11 protein-coding genes are annotated in these 14,867 nt (G+C 57.4%); 9 read left to right on the top strand and 2 right to left on the bottom strand.

Annotation, left to right across the window (positions count from 1 at the left end):
• The 6 genes from NI000_RS20505 to NI000_RS20480 all read left to right on the top strand — a co-directional run bounded on the left by NI000_RS20505 (position 1) and on the right by NI000_RS20480 (position 8,156).
• Positions 1-1,206: a VWA domain-containing protein gene (locus tag NI000_RS20505; RefSeq protein WP_253413303.1), complete on the top strand. Its 1,206-nt coding sequence runs from the start codon at positions 1-3 to the stop codon at positions 1,204-1,206.
• A gap of 544 nt (positions 1,207-1,750) precedes the next feature.
• Positions 1,751-3,100 carry an extracellular solute-binding protein gene (locus NI000_RS20500; protein ID WP_253413302.1) on the top strand — a complete coding sequence of 450 codons (1,350 nt, stop codon included), beginning with the start codon at positions 1,751-1,753 and terminating at the stop codon, positions 3,098-3,100.
• 176 nt (positions 3,101-3,276) lie between these two features.
• Entirely contained in the window at positions 3,277-4,158 is an 882-nt protein-coding gene (locus tag NI000_RS20495) for a carbohydrate ABC transporter permease (protein WP_301292604.1), read from the top strand.
• 19 nt (positions 4,159-4,177) lie between these two features.
• Complete coding sequence (locus NI000_RS20490; protein WP_253413300.1) at positions 4,178-5,065, top strand: carbohydrate ABC transporter permease; 888 nt, start codon at positions 4,178-4,180, stop codon at positions 5,063-5,065.
• 86 nt (positions 5,066-5,151) lie between these two features.
• On the top strand, positions 5,152-6,975 hold the full coding sequence (locus NI000_RS20485; RefSeq protein WP_253413299.1) for a cache domain-containing sensor histidine kinase: 1,824 nt from the start codon (positions 5,152-5,154) through the stop codon (positions 6,973-6,975).
• Positions 6,972-8,156: a response regulator gene (locus tag NI000_RS20480; protein ID WP_253413298.1), complete on the top strand. Its 1,185-nt coding sequence runs from the start codon at positions 6,972-6,974 to the stop codon at positions 8,154-8,156. Before NI000_RS20485 ends, NI000_RS20480 begins: the two co-directional genes overlap by 4 nt.
• Positions 8,157-8,162: 6 nt before the next feature.
• Here NI000_RS20480 and NI000_RS20475 read toward each other — a convergent pair whose 3' ends face one another.
• Complete coding sequence (locus tag NI000_RS20475; protein WP_253413297.1) at positions 8,163-8,501, bottom strand: DUF3147 family protein; 339 nt, start codon at positions 8,499-8,501, stop codon at positions 8,163-8,165.
• A complete protein-coding gene (locus tag NI000_RS20470; RefSeq protein WP_253413296.1) occupies positions 8,485-8,907 on the bottom strand; it encodes a MarR family winged helix-turn-helix transcriptional regulator in 423 nt (140 codons plus the stop codon). The genes NI000_RS20475 and NI000_RS20470 overlap by 17 nt, the downstream gene beginning before the upstream one ends.
• A gap of 164 nt (positions 8,908-9,071) precedes the next feature.
• On the opposite strand from NI000_RS20470, the gene NI000_RS20465 reads away from it, so the two are divergent.
• The 3 genes from NI000_RS20465 (at position 9,072) to NI000_RS20455 (ending at position 14,856) form a co-directional block, all read left to right on the top strand.
• The gene (locus NI000_RS20465; RefSeq protein ID WP_253413295.1) at positions 9,072-11,048 is read left to right on the top strand and encodes a hypothetical protein; all 1,977 of its coding nucleotides are present in this window, start codon (positions 9,072-9,074) and stop codon (positions 11,046-11,048) included.
• 1,005 nt (positions 11,049-12,053) lie between these two features.
• On the top strand, positions 12,054-13,493 hold the full coding sequence (locus NI000_RS20460; RefSeq protein ID WP_253413294.1) for an RtcB family protein: 1,440 nt from the start codon (positions 12,054-12,056) through the stop codon (positions 13,491-13,493).
• Between the two features lie 43 nt (positions 13,494-13,536).
• Positions 13,537-14,856 (top strand): AAA family ATPase, encoded by a 1,320-nt coding sequence (locus NI000_RS20455; RefSeq protein ID WP_253413293.1) that lies wholly within the window; start codon positions 13,537-13,539, stop codon positions 14,854-14,856.
• The last annotated feature ends 11 nt before the right edge of the window (positions 14,857-14,867 follow it).

The raw sequence follows: 14,867 nt of genomic DNA, 5'->3' as shown, positions 1-14,867 counted from the left end.
ATGACGGATCAAAATAAAGCGTTGCAACGATGGAGACTGATTCTCGGAGACGCGTCCGAAGAAAAGCTCGCGGAATACTCGCAAGGTGACGGGTTGCTGGACGGCGAGGCGAAAATTTTGGACGAAGCGCTGGCGGCCATCTACGACGGCACCGGGGGTACAGGGCTGGAAGCCGACGCCTCCTCGGGGTCGCGCTCTGCCGGGCGGGGTCCCTCCTCGCCCAAAGTGGCGAAGTGGCTCGCGGATATCCGCACCTTTTTCCCTTCGGACATCGTCTCGGTTATTCAAGCCGACGCCATCGAGCGCAAAGGGCTGACGCAGCTGCTGTTCGAACCGGAAACGCTGGCGCAGGTGAAGCCGGATATCCGCATGGTCGCGACGCTCATGGCGCTGCGCGGCAAAATTCCCGAGAAGACGAAGGACACGGCCCGGCAGCTCGTGAAAGCCGTGGTGGAGGAAATTTCCAAGAAACTGGAGCACGACATCCGTCAGGCCGTCACCGGCGCCTTGAACCGCAGGAAGCATTCGCCGCTTCCGTCCTTATCCGGGATGGATTGGAAAAAGACCATCCGCGCCAACCTGAAGCATTACGATACGGAAACGAAGCGGCTGATCCCGGAGCGGTTCTACTTCTTCGATCGTGCGCGCCGAAGCAAAGAATGGACGGTCATTTTGGATATCGACCAGAGCGGATCGATGGCCGACTCCGTCATTTACGCCTCCGTGGTCGGCTCGATCTTCGCCAGCCTGCCGGCGCTCGACACCCGCGTCGTCGTGTTCGATACGGAGGTCGTCGATTTGACTGAGCAGTGCGCGGACGACCCCGTCGATATGCTGTTCGGCATTCAGCTCGGAGGGGGGACGGACATCAACAAGTCGGTCGCCTACTGCGAACAGTTCATCACCGAACCGAAGAAGACGCTGTTTATTTTGATCTCCGACCTGTACGAGGGCGGAAATCGCTCCGCGTTGATCCGCCGGATGGGGGAAATGCGGGCGGCAGGTGTGCAGGCGCTTTGCTTGCTGGCTCTATCGGACAGCGGCGTTCCGTCGTATGACGAGCAGGTCGCCAAGACGCTTGCGCAGCTTGGCATCCCGTGCTTCGGTTGCACGCCGGATATGCTCCCCGAGTTGATCGAAGGCGCGCTGCAGGGACGGAATTTGCAGGAGCTCGCCGCGAGGGCGGGGAAGGAAGCGAAGAAGTAGGTTATATGGCAGTTGAGGGTAGCGGTCGGGCTTTTCACCCGGCCGCTTTTTCATTTTTCACGGGGAAATTCTTGCAGTTGCAGCAGCGAAGCCGGCAATCCGAAGAACGGTGGAATTGACGTGCTAAGGTAACACATGGAGGGCGGTAAAACTAGAGGAACTCTGATGCGCTAATTCGAGGATTTGGCACGCTATCGGCACATAGAGGAAGCAGGGTGCTCTATCCGTGTCGAATAACTTTCGTTATCACGAATTTCGGCCCGATAGCAACACTCCAGTTCCGCTAATTTTCGCAGACCGGCTAAATTGACTGGCTTAGAGGAACAAATGTTCCTCTATTTGGGGAGTGGCGCTCTGTCTCGCCTGCATCCTGTCACGTCCCAATTATCCCCCGCCCGCATCCCACCATATCCTCGCCTCTCCCGTCTCGGCCCCGCCCCCTGGCCACCTAAAAAAATCAAACCTCATTCCTGAAGTTCATGCATTGTTCGATCGGACCGTATCCGCCATAATGAGCTTATTAAACTAGAGGGGGAAACGAACGATGGCAAAAGCGATGAAGTGGGCGCAGGTCGCCTTGGCCGGGTCGCTGGCCGTGAGTCTCGCCGCATGCGGAACGGACACGAATAAATCGGCGGCAGGTAGCGGCGGTACGGCGGCAAGCGGAGAGGCGGCGAAGGAGAAGGACAAGTCGGGCGCGGTGACGATTACCTTCCAGAACATTTATCCGGATCCGACCGCACCGAATCATAAAATCATGAAGAAGATCGTCGCGGATTACACCGCAGCGCATCCGAATATCAAGATCGAGCTGGATTCTCTCAATACCGACCAGCAAAAGCTGAAGCTCAAAACGCAAGCCGCAGCCAAAGAAGTGCCGGACATCACGATTGTGAACCCCGCCGCCCAGATGAAGCCGTTCGTCGATGCGGGCCTGCTCGCGCCGCTGAACGATATGCTCGACCAGAACGGGCTGAAGGATACGTTCCAAAAAGGCATCCTCGACTACTATTCGTTCAACAATAATGTGTATGCGCTTCCGGACGGCAACAATATTTCGCTCGTCTTCTATAACAAAGAGCTGTTCAGCCAGGCGGGCGTCGAAGTGCCGAAGACGTTCGAAGAGATGATTGAAGTCGTCAAGAAGCTGAAAGCCAAAGGCATTACGCCGATCGCCATCGGGGAAAAGGACAGCTGGACCGGGTCGTTCCTGTTCATGAACATGCTGCTTCGCACCAATAACGGTCCCGACTTCCTGAAAGACGTGCTGGACAAGAAAAAGACGTTCGGCGATCCGGCGTTTACCGAGGCGGTAAGCAAGTTCCAGGACCTGGTGCAGGCAGGCGCGTTCCAGGAAGGGGCAACCTCGTTCGACTACAATGCGGGAGAGAACTTGTTCAAGACGGGCAAAAGCGCGATGTATTTCATGGGAAGCTGGGCTACGGGCGCGATCGACGATTCGTCGGTCAAGGGCAAAGTCGGCGTCTTCAAGTTCCCGACCGTAGGCGGCAAGGGCAATACCGATCAGTACATGCTCGCTCCCGGCAGCGCCTTCGCCGTATCGGCAACGAGCAAGCATTTGAAGGAGACGAAGGAATTCCTCAATTACTTCATGGTCAACTTCCCGAAGGTTTCCTTCGAGATGAAGAACGCCGTAGGGCTCGGGCAAAAGGTGGAAGGCGACTTCAAGGCGGCCGGCTATTCGCAGCTTGCGATGGATGTCCTTGAGCTGTTCAAAAACATACAGGGCGGCGATCTCGCCTTCGATAATACGATGAATCCGGGAACAGCGCAGGCGCATTTGACCAGCATCCAGAATTTGTTCGTCCAGAAAAAAGATCCGAAAGATGTCGCCAAGGAGCATCAGACCGCCTTCGAAACGAACAACAAATAACGACGGTACGACCACCAAATTCGGAATGCAAGGGTATTGCCGCAGCGCGCGCCGGAGAGGCGCGCGTTCCCTTGCCGGACAAGAAAATGAAACCAATAGGTTTCGCTTGGACCATCTCGTGCTCTACGCTACTAGTCACATTTTACCAAAGGAGGTGCCCTTGAGCCGTGCATGCCATGAAGGTTTCCCGGCGGACGATCGCCGTCTTCGTTCTTCCCTGCTTGCTGCTCTATATCGGTCTGGTGTTCGTGCCGATCCTTGTGTCGTTCTACAGCGCCATGCTGGATTGGAACGGCATCGGCGAAGCGCGGTTTATCGGGCTGGACAATTTCAAGGAGCTGTTTACGAAGGATGCGGTGTTTTGGCCGTCCGTAGGCCGCACGCTGATGTTCGCTTTATTTTCCATGGCGGAGATTCCGATCGCGCTGTTCGTCGCCATCCTGATCAGCCGTTATGTGCGCAAGCCTAATTTCCTCGTCTCCAGCTATTTCCTGCCGGTCATTTTATCCGTTGTCGTCGTAGGCCAATTATGGAAAACGGTTTACAACCCTGCTTCGCTCGGAGGCATGCTGAACCAACTGCTGATGATGGTCGGTTTGGATTCGTGGACGAAGCCGTGGCTGACCGGTCCGAATACGGCGATGATCGCGCTGTATTTCGTCGCGCTGTGGCAGTATCTCGGCTATCATGTGCTGATCCAGTTCACGGGCATCCAGAACATTCCTTCCGAAATCTACGAAGCGGCGCGGATCGACGGGGCGGAGGGCTTTACGGCGGACCGTTACATTACGTTTCCGATGGTTATCCCGATTTTCAAAATCTCGCTGGTGCTCGCCATCATCGGCTCGCTGCAGGCGTTCGACATGATCATGGTCATGACCGGGGGCGGTCCGGCCCATGCGACGGACGTGACGTCCACCCACATGTACAACATGTCGTTCCTGTCGATGCGGTACGGGTACGGCAGCGCGATGGCGGTGTTTCTGGTCATCGAATGTCTGGCTGCTACGCTGCTGCTGAATGCGGTATTCCGGCGGATCGAGAGCAAGTTATCTTAAGGACAGGAGGGACGTTCCGATGTCGATAAATTCATCTCCGAATGCAGCCGTGCAGCGAGCTTCCGTACGCCTGCGGAGCAAGACGTTCAAGTGGAAAAAGGCGGCGGTGCTGCCGTTCCTGTCCGTCCTGTTCGTTACGCAATTGTATCCGCTCGTCTGGCTGGTGCTGTATTCGTTCAAAACGAACGAAGAAATATTGGACGGCAGCTTCTTTTCCTTGCCCCGCGAGCTGCGGTGGCAGAACTACAAGGATGCCTACGAGGGGGGGCATTACCTGCAATATTTGTTCAACAGCCTGCTCGTTACCTCGGTGACGGTGGCGCTGGTCATCGTGTTAAGCGCGATGGTCGCTTATGCGATCACGCGGTTTCGCTGGCGCTACGGTACGCTGGTCATGACGGTGTTTCTGATCGGCATCATGATTCCGCTTCAGGCTACGCTGCTGCCGCTCATGATCATTTTCAAAAACATCGGCATTCTCAATACGCATTTGGCTTTGATCTTGCCCTACATTACGTTCTCGACCCCGATTGCGGTGTTCGTGTTGAGCGGGTTCATGAAATCGATCCCGTACGAAATCGAAGAATCCGCCATTATGGACGGGGCCAGCGTGTACCGGACGTTCCGCAGCATCATTATGCCGGTCTCGGTTCCGCCGATCATGACGGTGTGCATCCTGACCTTTATCTCGATCTGGAACGAGTACATTTTGGCGGCGACGTTCATTTCGTCGGAGAAGCTCAAGACGCTGCCGTTCGGGGTCAACAGCTTCATCGGCCAATATTCGGTCAATTACGGCGCAATCGGAGCGCTGCTCGTGCTTGGGGCTCTGCCGGTCATCGTCATCTATTTTGCGCTGTCGGAACGGATCACGAAAGGCATGGTGGCCGGAGCGGTGAAAGGCTAGCGGGGGGAGGGCGAACCCGCGTATTCGCCATCGAAGCCTCCGTGATATGATAGGAACAGTAAGGATACGGAAAGGGGAGTTTCCGGTTGAAGCGAGGTCTTCATTCCATTCATACCCGTCTGTTTCTGCTGTTCCTGTTTTGCATGCTCGGGCTGCTGCTTATCGTCAGCGCGCTGTATTACAAGCGGACAACGGATCAACTGCACCAGAAGATCGGGGAGATCGCGCAAAAAAACTTTTCGCAAACGATGGACTTGTTCGACCTGCTGCTCAAAGGGTACGACAGCCTGACCAAATCGCTGAACGGCAACCCGGATTTGCAGCGGCTGTTGCAGGCGCCGCCGACGCAGGATTCCGCGCTGCGTATGATCAACGAACGGACGATCACGAATCTGATCGGGGCGATCTATTACTCCCGGGAAGATACGATCGGCATTCATGTCGTGGCGAATTCGGGCACGATCTACAGCTACGGCAACTCAATGAGCGTCATCGACCCCGGCTTCGCGAATTCCTCGTGGTACCGCAGCATACGCGAATCGTCCGGCGAAATGGTATGGCTCGGCGTCAAGGAGCATTCGATCATCGATCAGGCGGAGAAAAGGCCGGTGTTCGCCTTCGGGCGGCCGCTCTACGATCTGCATGAGCACCGGCCGATCGGTATCGTGCTCATCGAGACGGACCCGAAGCCGATCTTGTCGGGGCTTGCGAACCTGAGCTTGAGCCCGCGGAGCGAGGTCTATATCCTGTCGAAGGCGAAGCAGGTGATGGCTGTGTCCGCACAGACGCCGAAGGAGCTTTCCGTTGCGGACTATTGGAGCGATGCGCTCGGCGAAGGCGAGGTCCGGGTCGATCCGCAGGCGGGGCGTCTGATCGTCGCCTCCAAGCCGTCCATGGCGGATTGGCAGGTCGTCAGCTCGACGCCGGATACCGATCTGAACGTGGAGCAGGATCAGATGAAGCGCTTTTTGCTGCTGGTCATCTCCGTTCTGGTTGTCGTCTCGACGGCGTTGGCGACGTTCGTGTCGCGGACGATTTCGTCTCCGCTCAAGCGGCTCATTCAGCAGATGAAGCAGGTGGAGCGCGGCAATTTCCGCGGTCTGCTGCACGTCAAGTCGTATGAAGAAATCAACATTCTGGTAGCGTCCTTCAACCAGATGGTCAACCGGATGGACGAATTGATCGAAAGAGTCAAAGCGGTGTCCATCAGCGAAAAAAATGCCCAGCTGCTGGCGCTGCAATCGCAGGTGAACCCGCATTTTCTGTATAACACGCTCGATATGATCTATTGGATGCTTGACGAAAAAGGGAACGAACGGCTCGGCAAAGTTGTGTTATCGCTTTCACATATGTTCCGCTACAGCAGCCATTGGGAAGGCTCTTCCGAGGTTTGGCTGCGCGACGAGTTGGAGCAGATCCGGGACTATCTGACGATCATTGAAGCGCGGCTCGAAGGCAGGGTCTCCGTCGAAATGGACGTCGATCCCGCGTGGGAGCACATCCGGCTGCCGAAGATGACGCTGCAGCCGGCGATCGAGAACGCGGTCAAACACGGACTCGAGCGGTTGGACCGTCCCGGCGTGCTGCGGGTCTACGCGAAGGCGGATGACCGTCAGCTCCGGCTATATGTGGAAGATAACGGCAGCGGCATGGAGCCGCATGTGCTCGACCGGCTGCGGCGTTCGCTCGGAACGAATGCCGTGCCGATGGGAGAAGAGGAAGCCGGGCGGGCTATGGCGGTGAAGGACGGGGAAACGCGGCGGGGCGGGATCGGTCTGCAGAACGTGCACCGCCGGCTGGGGCTGATGTTCGGAGAAGCGTATGGACTGCGGATCGATAGCTCGCCGGGAGCCGGAACGACGGTGACGATCTCGATGCCGCTGCCTGGGGAAGGGGGAACGCAAGCATGAATTTGCTCATTGTGGATGACGAAAAGGTGATCCGCGAAGGGGTCAAACGCACGGTCCGGGGCGCGTTTCCGGGCGCAAAGGTACATTTGGCCGCTTCGCCGGAGGAAGCGGTGGAGACGCTGGCCTCCTGCCGGATCGACGTCGTGCTGACGGATATTTTGATGCCGGGGATGACCGGACTGGAGTTGATGCGGCTTACCCGGCGCAGGCATTCGCAGGTGAAATGGGTCGTCATCTCCGCGCACTCCGAATTTGCTTATGCGCAGGAAGCGGTCCGTCTCGGAGCCCGCGATTACCTGCTGAAGCCGATCGGCAAAGAGCGGCTGATCGAGCTGATTCATACGCTGCAAGAAGAGCTGCACCAAGAGCATGCCGTTTCGGCGGAAAGCCAGCTTTTGAAGCAAAATCTGAAATATTTGCGCGAGGCGGTATTCCAGCGCTGGGCGGCGGGACTCGATATCGGCCGCTTCGACATGTCGGCTCTCGAACGGAGCTACCCCGAATTTCATCTGGTTTTGGTTGCACTGGGTAGTCCGGGAAAAGCGCATCTGGAGCATTTTATCATCGACAACGTGCTTTCCGAGCTGATCGAGATGCGGGGCGACGGATTCGCCGCCAGTTTGGACAGCCATCATTTGCTCGGGCTTGCGGCGCTGCGTCCGGGCACGGCAATCGAAGCGTTCCATGAGGAGCTTCATACCCACTTGAAGCGCTATGTGAAGGTGCCGTTCCAGATCGTTCACAGCGGGCTGGTGACGGATATCCGTTCGGTGCCGGAGCAGGTAAGGCGGCTGCGCTCCCGGACGGCGGCGCCGACGGCTGCGGCCGAGCGCGAGCCCTGCGGGGGCAGCCCCGTCGAGGTGGCGCTGCAATATATCCGCATGCATTTCCATAGCGACCTGTCCTTGGAGAAGGTGGCGTCCGTCGTGTATTTGAATCCGGTCTATTTCAGCCAGCTTTTCAAGCAAAAGACCGGACAGGGGTACAAGGAATACGTGATCCACTTGCGGATGGAACGGGCCAAAGAATTGCTGCAGGACCCGCAGCTTAAGCTCGCCGACGTGGCCGAGCGGATCGGCTACCAGGACATGCGGCATTTTACGCAGGTGTTCCGGAAAAAATTCATGCAGACGCCGACCGAGTTCCGGCAGCGTTTGTCGGTGGGAGAGGGGCGCGCCTGACGGCAATTAAGCCCAATATTTGACGATCATGTCTTGGGCATATAAAGTGAGAAGCCAGCCGCCCACCCCTAAAGCTAACGAGACAAACAGATGAAGAGAATGCTGCAAAGAGATGCCAACAATGACAAGCATAACCACGGTTGCGGGAAGTCCGGATACGACGCCAAAAACAAATTTGCTTAACGTATCCGTCTGTTCGCCCTGCGTATAGAGCCACACGATGCTCAAAAGGCTAACGATGGGCAATGCCGCAATGATTCCGCCCTGAGCGGGAAATCTGCGCGCTACTTCCGAAATGATCCCGATAATGACGGCCGATACGAGCACTTTAACGATGGCGTACATGTTCCGCTTTCTCCTTCAATAACGTAAATGCATCGATAACGGATTGCCGCTCTTCCTCCGTCATTTCTGCAAACAGAAGCTCGAGCTTCTCTTCATCGAGACTGGAATGTCGGTGCAGCACTTCATTTCCCGTCTCGGTTAGTTTCAGAATGACTTTGCGCTCATCGGCTTTGCTGCGCGCTTTACACACGTATTGTTTTTCCAACAGGCGTTTGATATGTTCGGAGGCTGTGTTATGTGATAGTTCCATCGCTTCGGCAATGTCTTTGATGCCGGCTTCGTTTTCTTTTTGGATGACCTGCATAATGCGAATGCTTTGGTGCGTGATCTTTTCTTTATGGTTATAGCGCAAGCGATAGTAGATATCCGTCCATAATTGATTCAACTGGGCGATTTCATTGATCATTGCAGAATGAACGCTCCTTATATCGTATATTTAGATTATATCTTATATTACGATATAAATGGCGAGGAAGCAAATGGAAGGAAGCTCTTGGTCGCTATGGACAAAACAACCCCGGCGCGTGATACAATGGCAGCATATGGATGACGGAGTACGGGAGTGAGAGGATGCCGGATTGGTCGTATCAGACGTTGTTTCGCCCGTTGTTGTTCGGACTTCCCGCCGAGACGGCGAGGGATTTCACGTTGGGAGCCATGGGCCTGCTTAGCAGACTGCCCGGGGGGACGCTGGTCATCAAGACGCTCGGGCATATGGAGTCGCATCCGATTCTGGAAAGCGAAGCGTGCGGGGGGCTGCGCCTGAAATATCCCGTCGGCCTCAGCGGCGGACTGGATGTTCACGGCACGGCGCATCGGGCGCTGGCTCAATTCGGGTTCGGATTTATCGAGATCGGCCCGGTGACGGTCCGGGAAGTAACGGACGACCGCGCGATTCGGAGAGAGGTGTCCGGCGAAGCGCTGCTCTATCCGAACGTCGGCGTGAACGAAGGGCTGGAAAAGCTCGCCAGGCGCATGCAGCGCAAGCAGGGGCACCGGCTGCCGCTGATGTTCCGGCTGCGGCCGATGCCCGGCGCATCGCCGGAACAGGCGCAGGCGGAGCTGCGGCTGATGATGGAGCGGCTCGCCCCATGGGCCGCCGCGTTCTACATCGACAGCGTCGATACGGGCTGGCCGCCGGAAGCGACGGCAGCGTATTTGGGCGAGGTCCGGCAGGCGTCCCGGGAGGTAGCCCCGGGGAAGCCGCTGCTGCTGTACGTGGCGCCGGACGATCCGGCGGAACGTCTGCAAGCGCTTCTCGGCCGGATCGACGCGGCGGCATGGGAAGGCATCGTCGTGGGCGATGCCGTGCGGACGCCCGAGGGCTTCGTCATCGGGCGGGAGGCTCTTGCGCCGGGCGTGGAACGGGTGCAGCAGCTTCGGCAGCTTGCCGGGCCGGAGCTGACGATCGTTTTGGCCGGGGGCATCCACGAGCCCCGGGATGCGCTGCTGGCGGTGGAAGCGGGAGCGGATTGCGTGCAGCTTTACAGCGGGCTCGTCTACTCCGGGCCGGGGCTGCCGAAGCGGATTAACGAGGCGCTGATCTACGAGAAGGTGCGGGAGACGGAGAGCCCGCCGGAAGCGTCCTTTTGGCGGGATTGGGGCTGGATGTGCCTGCTCGGCATCGGCATGGTTATCGGCGGCATTTTGGCCTGGATGATCGCGGCGACGACGGTCATGCTGCCGTACGATGTGCTGTTTCTCGGCATGGATCAGACGATGCTCGGACAGGCGAACCGCTGGCTGCTCGGCTTTATGTCGCACGACCGGGTCACGCTGGCGGGGACGATGATCTCCATCGGCATCTTGTATTACCAATTGGCCCGGCACGGCCTGAGAAAGGGGCTGCACTGGACGAAAACGGCCTTGATGACCTCCGGTCTGGTCGGCTTCAGCAGCTTTTTCCTGTACCTCGGGTACGGGTACTTTGACCCGCTGCATGCGCTGGCGGCGGCGGTGCTGCTGCCGATGTTCATTCTGTCCATGCGGGCGCGGGCCGACCGGCCTTCGTACGATCCGCCGAATCTGACGAACGACCGGATCTGGCGGCGCGCCCAATGGGGCCAGCTTCTGTTCGTCGCGTTCGGCTTCGCGCTTGCCGTCGGCGGTGTCGTAATCGCAGGCGTCGGAATCACCTTCGTCTTCGTCCCGACGGACCTTGCTTATTTATGCGCTTCGGAGGAGATGCTCGCGGACATCAACGAGCGCTTGATCCCGCTGATCGCGCACGACCGGGCGGGCTTCGGCGGCGCTTTGTTCTCCAACGCCCTCGCCGTGCTGATCATCGCTTTGTGGGGCATCGGCCAAGGCCAGCGCTGGGTATGGTGGACGCTGCTGCTAGGCGGCTTTCCCGGCTTTCTGGCGGGCCTCAGCGTGCATTTTCAAATCGGCTACACCGATTTCATGCATCTGCTTCCCGCGTACTTCGCCTTCCTGCTGTATGTCGGTGGCTTGATTTTACTGTATCCGTATCTGATGCAGCGGCCCGCGCGAAGTGGGATTCCTGGCGGCAGGACAAGTCAGGCGTTGCCCATATCCGATGTATGATCGGATGGAAGCAAACTGCTGCCCATATCCGATGTATGATCGGTGGGAGCATCTGCCGCCCGTATCCGATGGATGATGGAAAGGGAACAAGCTGCTGTCTGTATGCGATGTATGATCGGACGAGAACAAACTGCTGCCCGTATACGATCCGTGCTGGGGACGCGCTTTTGTAACGGATATCCGTTGCAGTGGCGCTTTTTTTCTGCGTTAGCGCACGGCACCAACCTCTCATATTGTTCGCCGCGATAGAGGAACGTGGATGCCTTATTTGGCTGTACCGGCTGGAGCCAGCAGGATAAAGGAACTGCGATGCGCTATGTTTGCCAAACCGGGCAAAGGTGATAAAATTCGACATGGATAACGAACGTGCGTTCCTCTATATCCATGCTGCCAGCTCTCCCGTCCTTCTTAACGCATCAGAGTTCCTCTATTACAGAGACGATTGGGAGAGGTGGATTTTTAAGCTACTTTCGCCATGGGCTGGAGAGCCGGGAACGGGAGCAAACAGCCCCAAGCAGTTCCAAACAGCCACCAAAGCTCCCTTTTGTAACCGTATAACCCCCAGTCCCATATGCCAGTGCAATAGAAAAAATAAATATAACTAATAAATAGTTTTTATATTATGGTTGACAAAGTTTCCCTTCCGCGTTTATGATAACCGTATCTTGAATGGAGAAAGGAGGCCGATCCACATGATCCGCCATGGTGTTTTGTTGTCCGACCGTTTGAGCGACAATCGCATACCGGAATTCGTTCCATCGGCCTCTACGGGCCCGACGTAAGCGAGAGCAACCCCCGGCACGTTCGTTTCATGTACGTTCCGGCAGGGTCCTTCGTTTGCATCGACACAAACGGCATGAAGAGCGGCGCAGTGAGCTGGGCTTGTGCTCCATGCTATCGTACGCATAGACGCGTGACATGACGACCGTAGGCTTATGGCTTACGGTCTTTTTGCATTCATTTTTACCGGAATCAGAGAAATAGGAAGGAAGTTTGTCGTCATTTATGTTTACTTACAACGAACAACCCAATGAAAAATATTACCGCAAGGTGCAACTGCCGGCGGGCGATCTGCACGTTTTCGCAGGAGACCAGCTGTTCGAAGCGCTGGATTACAAAGTGTTCGACATGGCCAATAACAATCTGCAAATTCCGAACCGGCTCTACATGAGCTATACACCGGACGTGCACGTGGGCGTCGGTACGTGCATCGGCACGACGGCGGTGTGGGAAGCCGAGAACGGCTACGTCTCCCCGTCGATTGTCGGCAGCGATATCGGCTGCGGGATGCGCGTTCACCTGACGAATCTGCACCGGGACGATCTGCAGGAGGTGAAGCTGCGGCGCAAGCTGGTCAAGGCGATCGAAAAGCTGCTTCCGGCCGAAGAGCATGCCCGCGGGCACTTCTCGGACATCCGGCTGGAGCACGTGCTGCGCAAAGGGCTGCATGGTCTCCCCAAAAAGTACATCCCGGACGGCTACACGCCGAAAAAAGCCACATCGCTCACGCATGTGGAGCACAGCAAGTTCGCTTTTGACGAGTCGCACTTGGATCGTCTGCCCGAGATGTACTGGCACCGGTCCCACCGGCAGCTGGGGACGCTGGGGAGCGGGAACCATTTTGCCGAAATCCAGGCGATTGAGATCCACGAGGACAACCGGGCCATTGCCGAAAAATGGGGACTGCGCGACGGTCAAATCATCGTGATGATCCACTCCGGCTCGCGGGCTTGGGGCGGTGCGGTCAGCCAGTACGGCGGCTCCGAGATCGGCAAATGGATGCGCCGCACGGGGACGGGAACGGCCGATCCGCGACTGATTTTCGCCCCGCTGGACAGCGAAGCGGCTGAGGCTTACGTCCATCTGATGTATTCCGCGCTCAATTATGCCGTCACGAACCGGCACCTGATCGCTTACGCCATCCGGGAAGCGTTCCGGGACGTCTGCGGCTCGAAGTTCGAAATGACGACGCTGTACGATCTGATGCACAATTACGCCTGGGAAGAAACGCATGGCGGCACGCCTTTATTCGTGCACCGCAAGGGGGCGACGCGGGCGCTGCCGGCGCAGCATCCGGACAATCCGGAGCCGTATCTGGCGACCGGCCACCCGACCTTGATCCCCGGGTCCATGGGCACCTCGTCGTATTTGATGGTCGGTCAGCCCGGCGGGGAGCGCAATTATTACTCGATCTGCCACGGAGCCGGCCGGATTCGCTCGCGCAGCGCGACGAAGCGGCTTGTGACCGTCGATCAATTCGAATCGTCGCTGCGCGTCGGAACGGCGGACGAAATCGTCGTCAACCAGCGCATGCTGGAGTCGATCATCGACGAATCGCCGCAAGCGTACAAGGACGTCGATCAGATCATCGAGAGCGTGGTCGGGGCGGGACTTGCGTCCGTCGTCGCCAAATGCAAGCCGCTGGCGAGCATCAAGGGCGTTTAAATCGAATTAGTACAAAAAAATGAAACGAGGAAATAGTTCTACTATGAGTTCTGTTATTAAAATAAATGAAAAAGCAAATCATCCGCAGCCGATCATTACCGCTTCCGGCGACGGACTGCCGGGTCTCGATATTGTCGAATACGGCGATTACGCCTTCGTCATTCAGTCGATCCAAGCCCGATTGGAGGGGCAGTACCGGGCCCGTTTTCAGCTGTATGTCCAAGAAGATTACGGGCAGGATATTTGGGATCAGTTGGAGCGCGACGTACAGGCGTCGAATCCCGAGGTTGAACGGCTTTGCGCCGTCTTCGATACGGTGGAGGCGCGTACTTTCACGTTCGGAGACGCGATGGAAGGGGAAGGACCGCGCATGTTCCCGTCGCTGCGCAACAATGTGTTCGTCTACCCGCGTTTTCGGGTAGCCATGGCGAGGGTACCGATGTTCCGGCAGCATGGCATTTTCAACGAGGATTTTATATGGGCCGAATCCGACGCGGGCTTGGCCGAGTTCCTGACCGACATGTCCCGCCGGCAGCGGCAGTACGATCGGGAGCAGGTGACCGTATTCAAGGATACTCGCGACGGGCTGGACCGCGAGCGCGAATCGTTGACACGTGGGGTAAGGCGTGACGAAGTGGTGATGAACGAAGGCGTGAAAACGGAAATTTATCGTTCCATCGACGAGTTTTTCGCGCAGGACCGGCACTTTTTCCAAACGTACGGCCTCCCGTACAAACGGGGCATTCTGCTGTACGGCAAACCGGGCAACGGTAAAACGACCTTGGTCAAATCGATCGCGGGCAGCGTGGACGCGCCGGTTGCTTATTGGCACATTACCGAGTACACGACCAGCGACTCGATCCAGGAGGTGTTCGAAGCGGCCGTCCGCATGGCCCCGATGGTGCTCGTGATCGAAGATATCGATTCCATGCCGGAGTCGGCGCGGTCGTATTTTCTGAACACGCTCGACGGGGCGACTTCGAAGGAAGGCATTTTCCTGATCGGGACGACGAACTATCCGGAGAAAATCGACCCGGCGCTGATGAACCGTGCGGGCCGTTTCGACCGGGCCTACGAAATCAAGCTGCCGGACGAAGAGCAGCGCCGCAGTTACCTGCTGCTGAAGCGGCTGCACGAGTTTCTCGACGACGAAGCGGTCGCGGTGGCGGCGAGAGCGACGGAAGGGTTCACCTTCGCGCAGCTCGGTGAGCTGTATGTGTCGGCGGCGCTGCGCAAGCACTATGAGCATACCGTCGATGTGGAGCAGCTTGTGCGCGAGATGAACGCGGAGCTTGGCAAAGGCCGCACCCAGCTGTGGCATTCCGATCAAAAATCGTCCCGGGTCGGATTTACGACCGGCTGAGTATCACCGGA

The sequence above is a fragment of the Paenibacillus tyrphae genome (assembly GCF_024158745.1).
Classification (GTDB): Bacteria; Bacillota; Bacilli; order Paenibacillales; family NBRC-103111; genus Paenibacillus_G; species Paenibacillus_G tyrfis_A.
The sequence above is the reverse complement of the archived record's forward strand: the minus strand, read 5'-3'. Positions and strand labels throughout refer to the sequence as shown.

Bases quoted from the DNA above. Each gene is read 5' to 3' on its own strand.
- NI000_RS20495 (WP_301292604.1), top strand. From the start codon at position 3,277: ATGAAGGTTTCCCGGCGGACGATCGCCGTCTTCGTTCTTCCCTGCTTG.
- NI000_RS20490 (WP_253413300.1), top strand. From the start codon at position 4,178: ATGTCGATAAATTCATCTCCGAATGCAGCCGTGCAGCGAGCTTCCGTA.
- NI000_RS20470 (WP_253413296.1), bottom strand. From the start codon at position 8,907: ATGATCAATGAAATCGCCCAGTTGAATCAATTATGGACGGATATCTAC.
- NI000_RS20480 (WP_253413298.1), top strand. From the start codon at position 6,972: ATGAATTTGCTCATTGTGGATGACGAAAAGGTGATCCGCGAAGGGGTC.
- NI000_RS20500 (WP_253413302.1), top strand. From the start codon at position 1,751: ATGGCAAAAGCGATGAAGTGGGCGCAGGTCGCCTTGGCCGGGTCGCTG.
- NI000_RS20460 (WP_253413294.1), top strand. From the start codon at position 12,054: ATGTTTACTTACAACGAACAACCCAATGAAAAATATTACCGCAAGGTG.
- NI000_RS20455 (WP_253413293.1), top strand. From the start codon at position 13,537: ATGAGTTCTGTTATTAAAATAAATGAAAAAGCAAATCATCCGCAGCCG.
- NI000_RS20475 (WP_253413297.1), bottom strand. From the start codon at position 8,501: ATGTACGCCATCGTTAAAGTGCTCGTATCGGCCGTCATTATCGGGATC.
- NI000_RS20465 (WP_253413295.1), top strand. From the start codon at position 9,072: ATGCCGGATTGGTCGTATCAGACGTTGTTTCGCCCGTTGTTGTTCGGA.
- NI000_RS20505 (WP_253413303.1), top strand. From the start codon at position 1: ATGACGGATCAAAATAAAGCGTTGCAACGATGGAGACTGATTCTCGGA.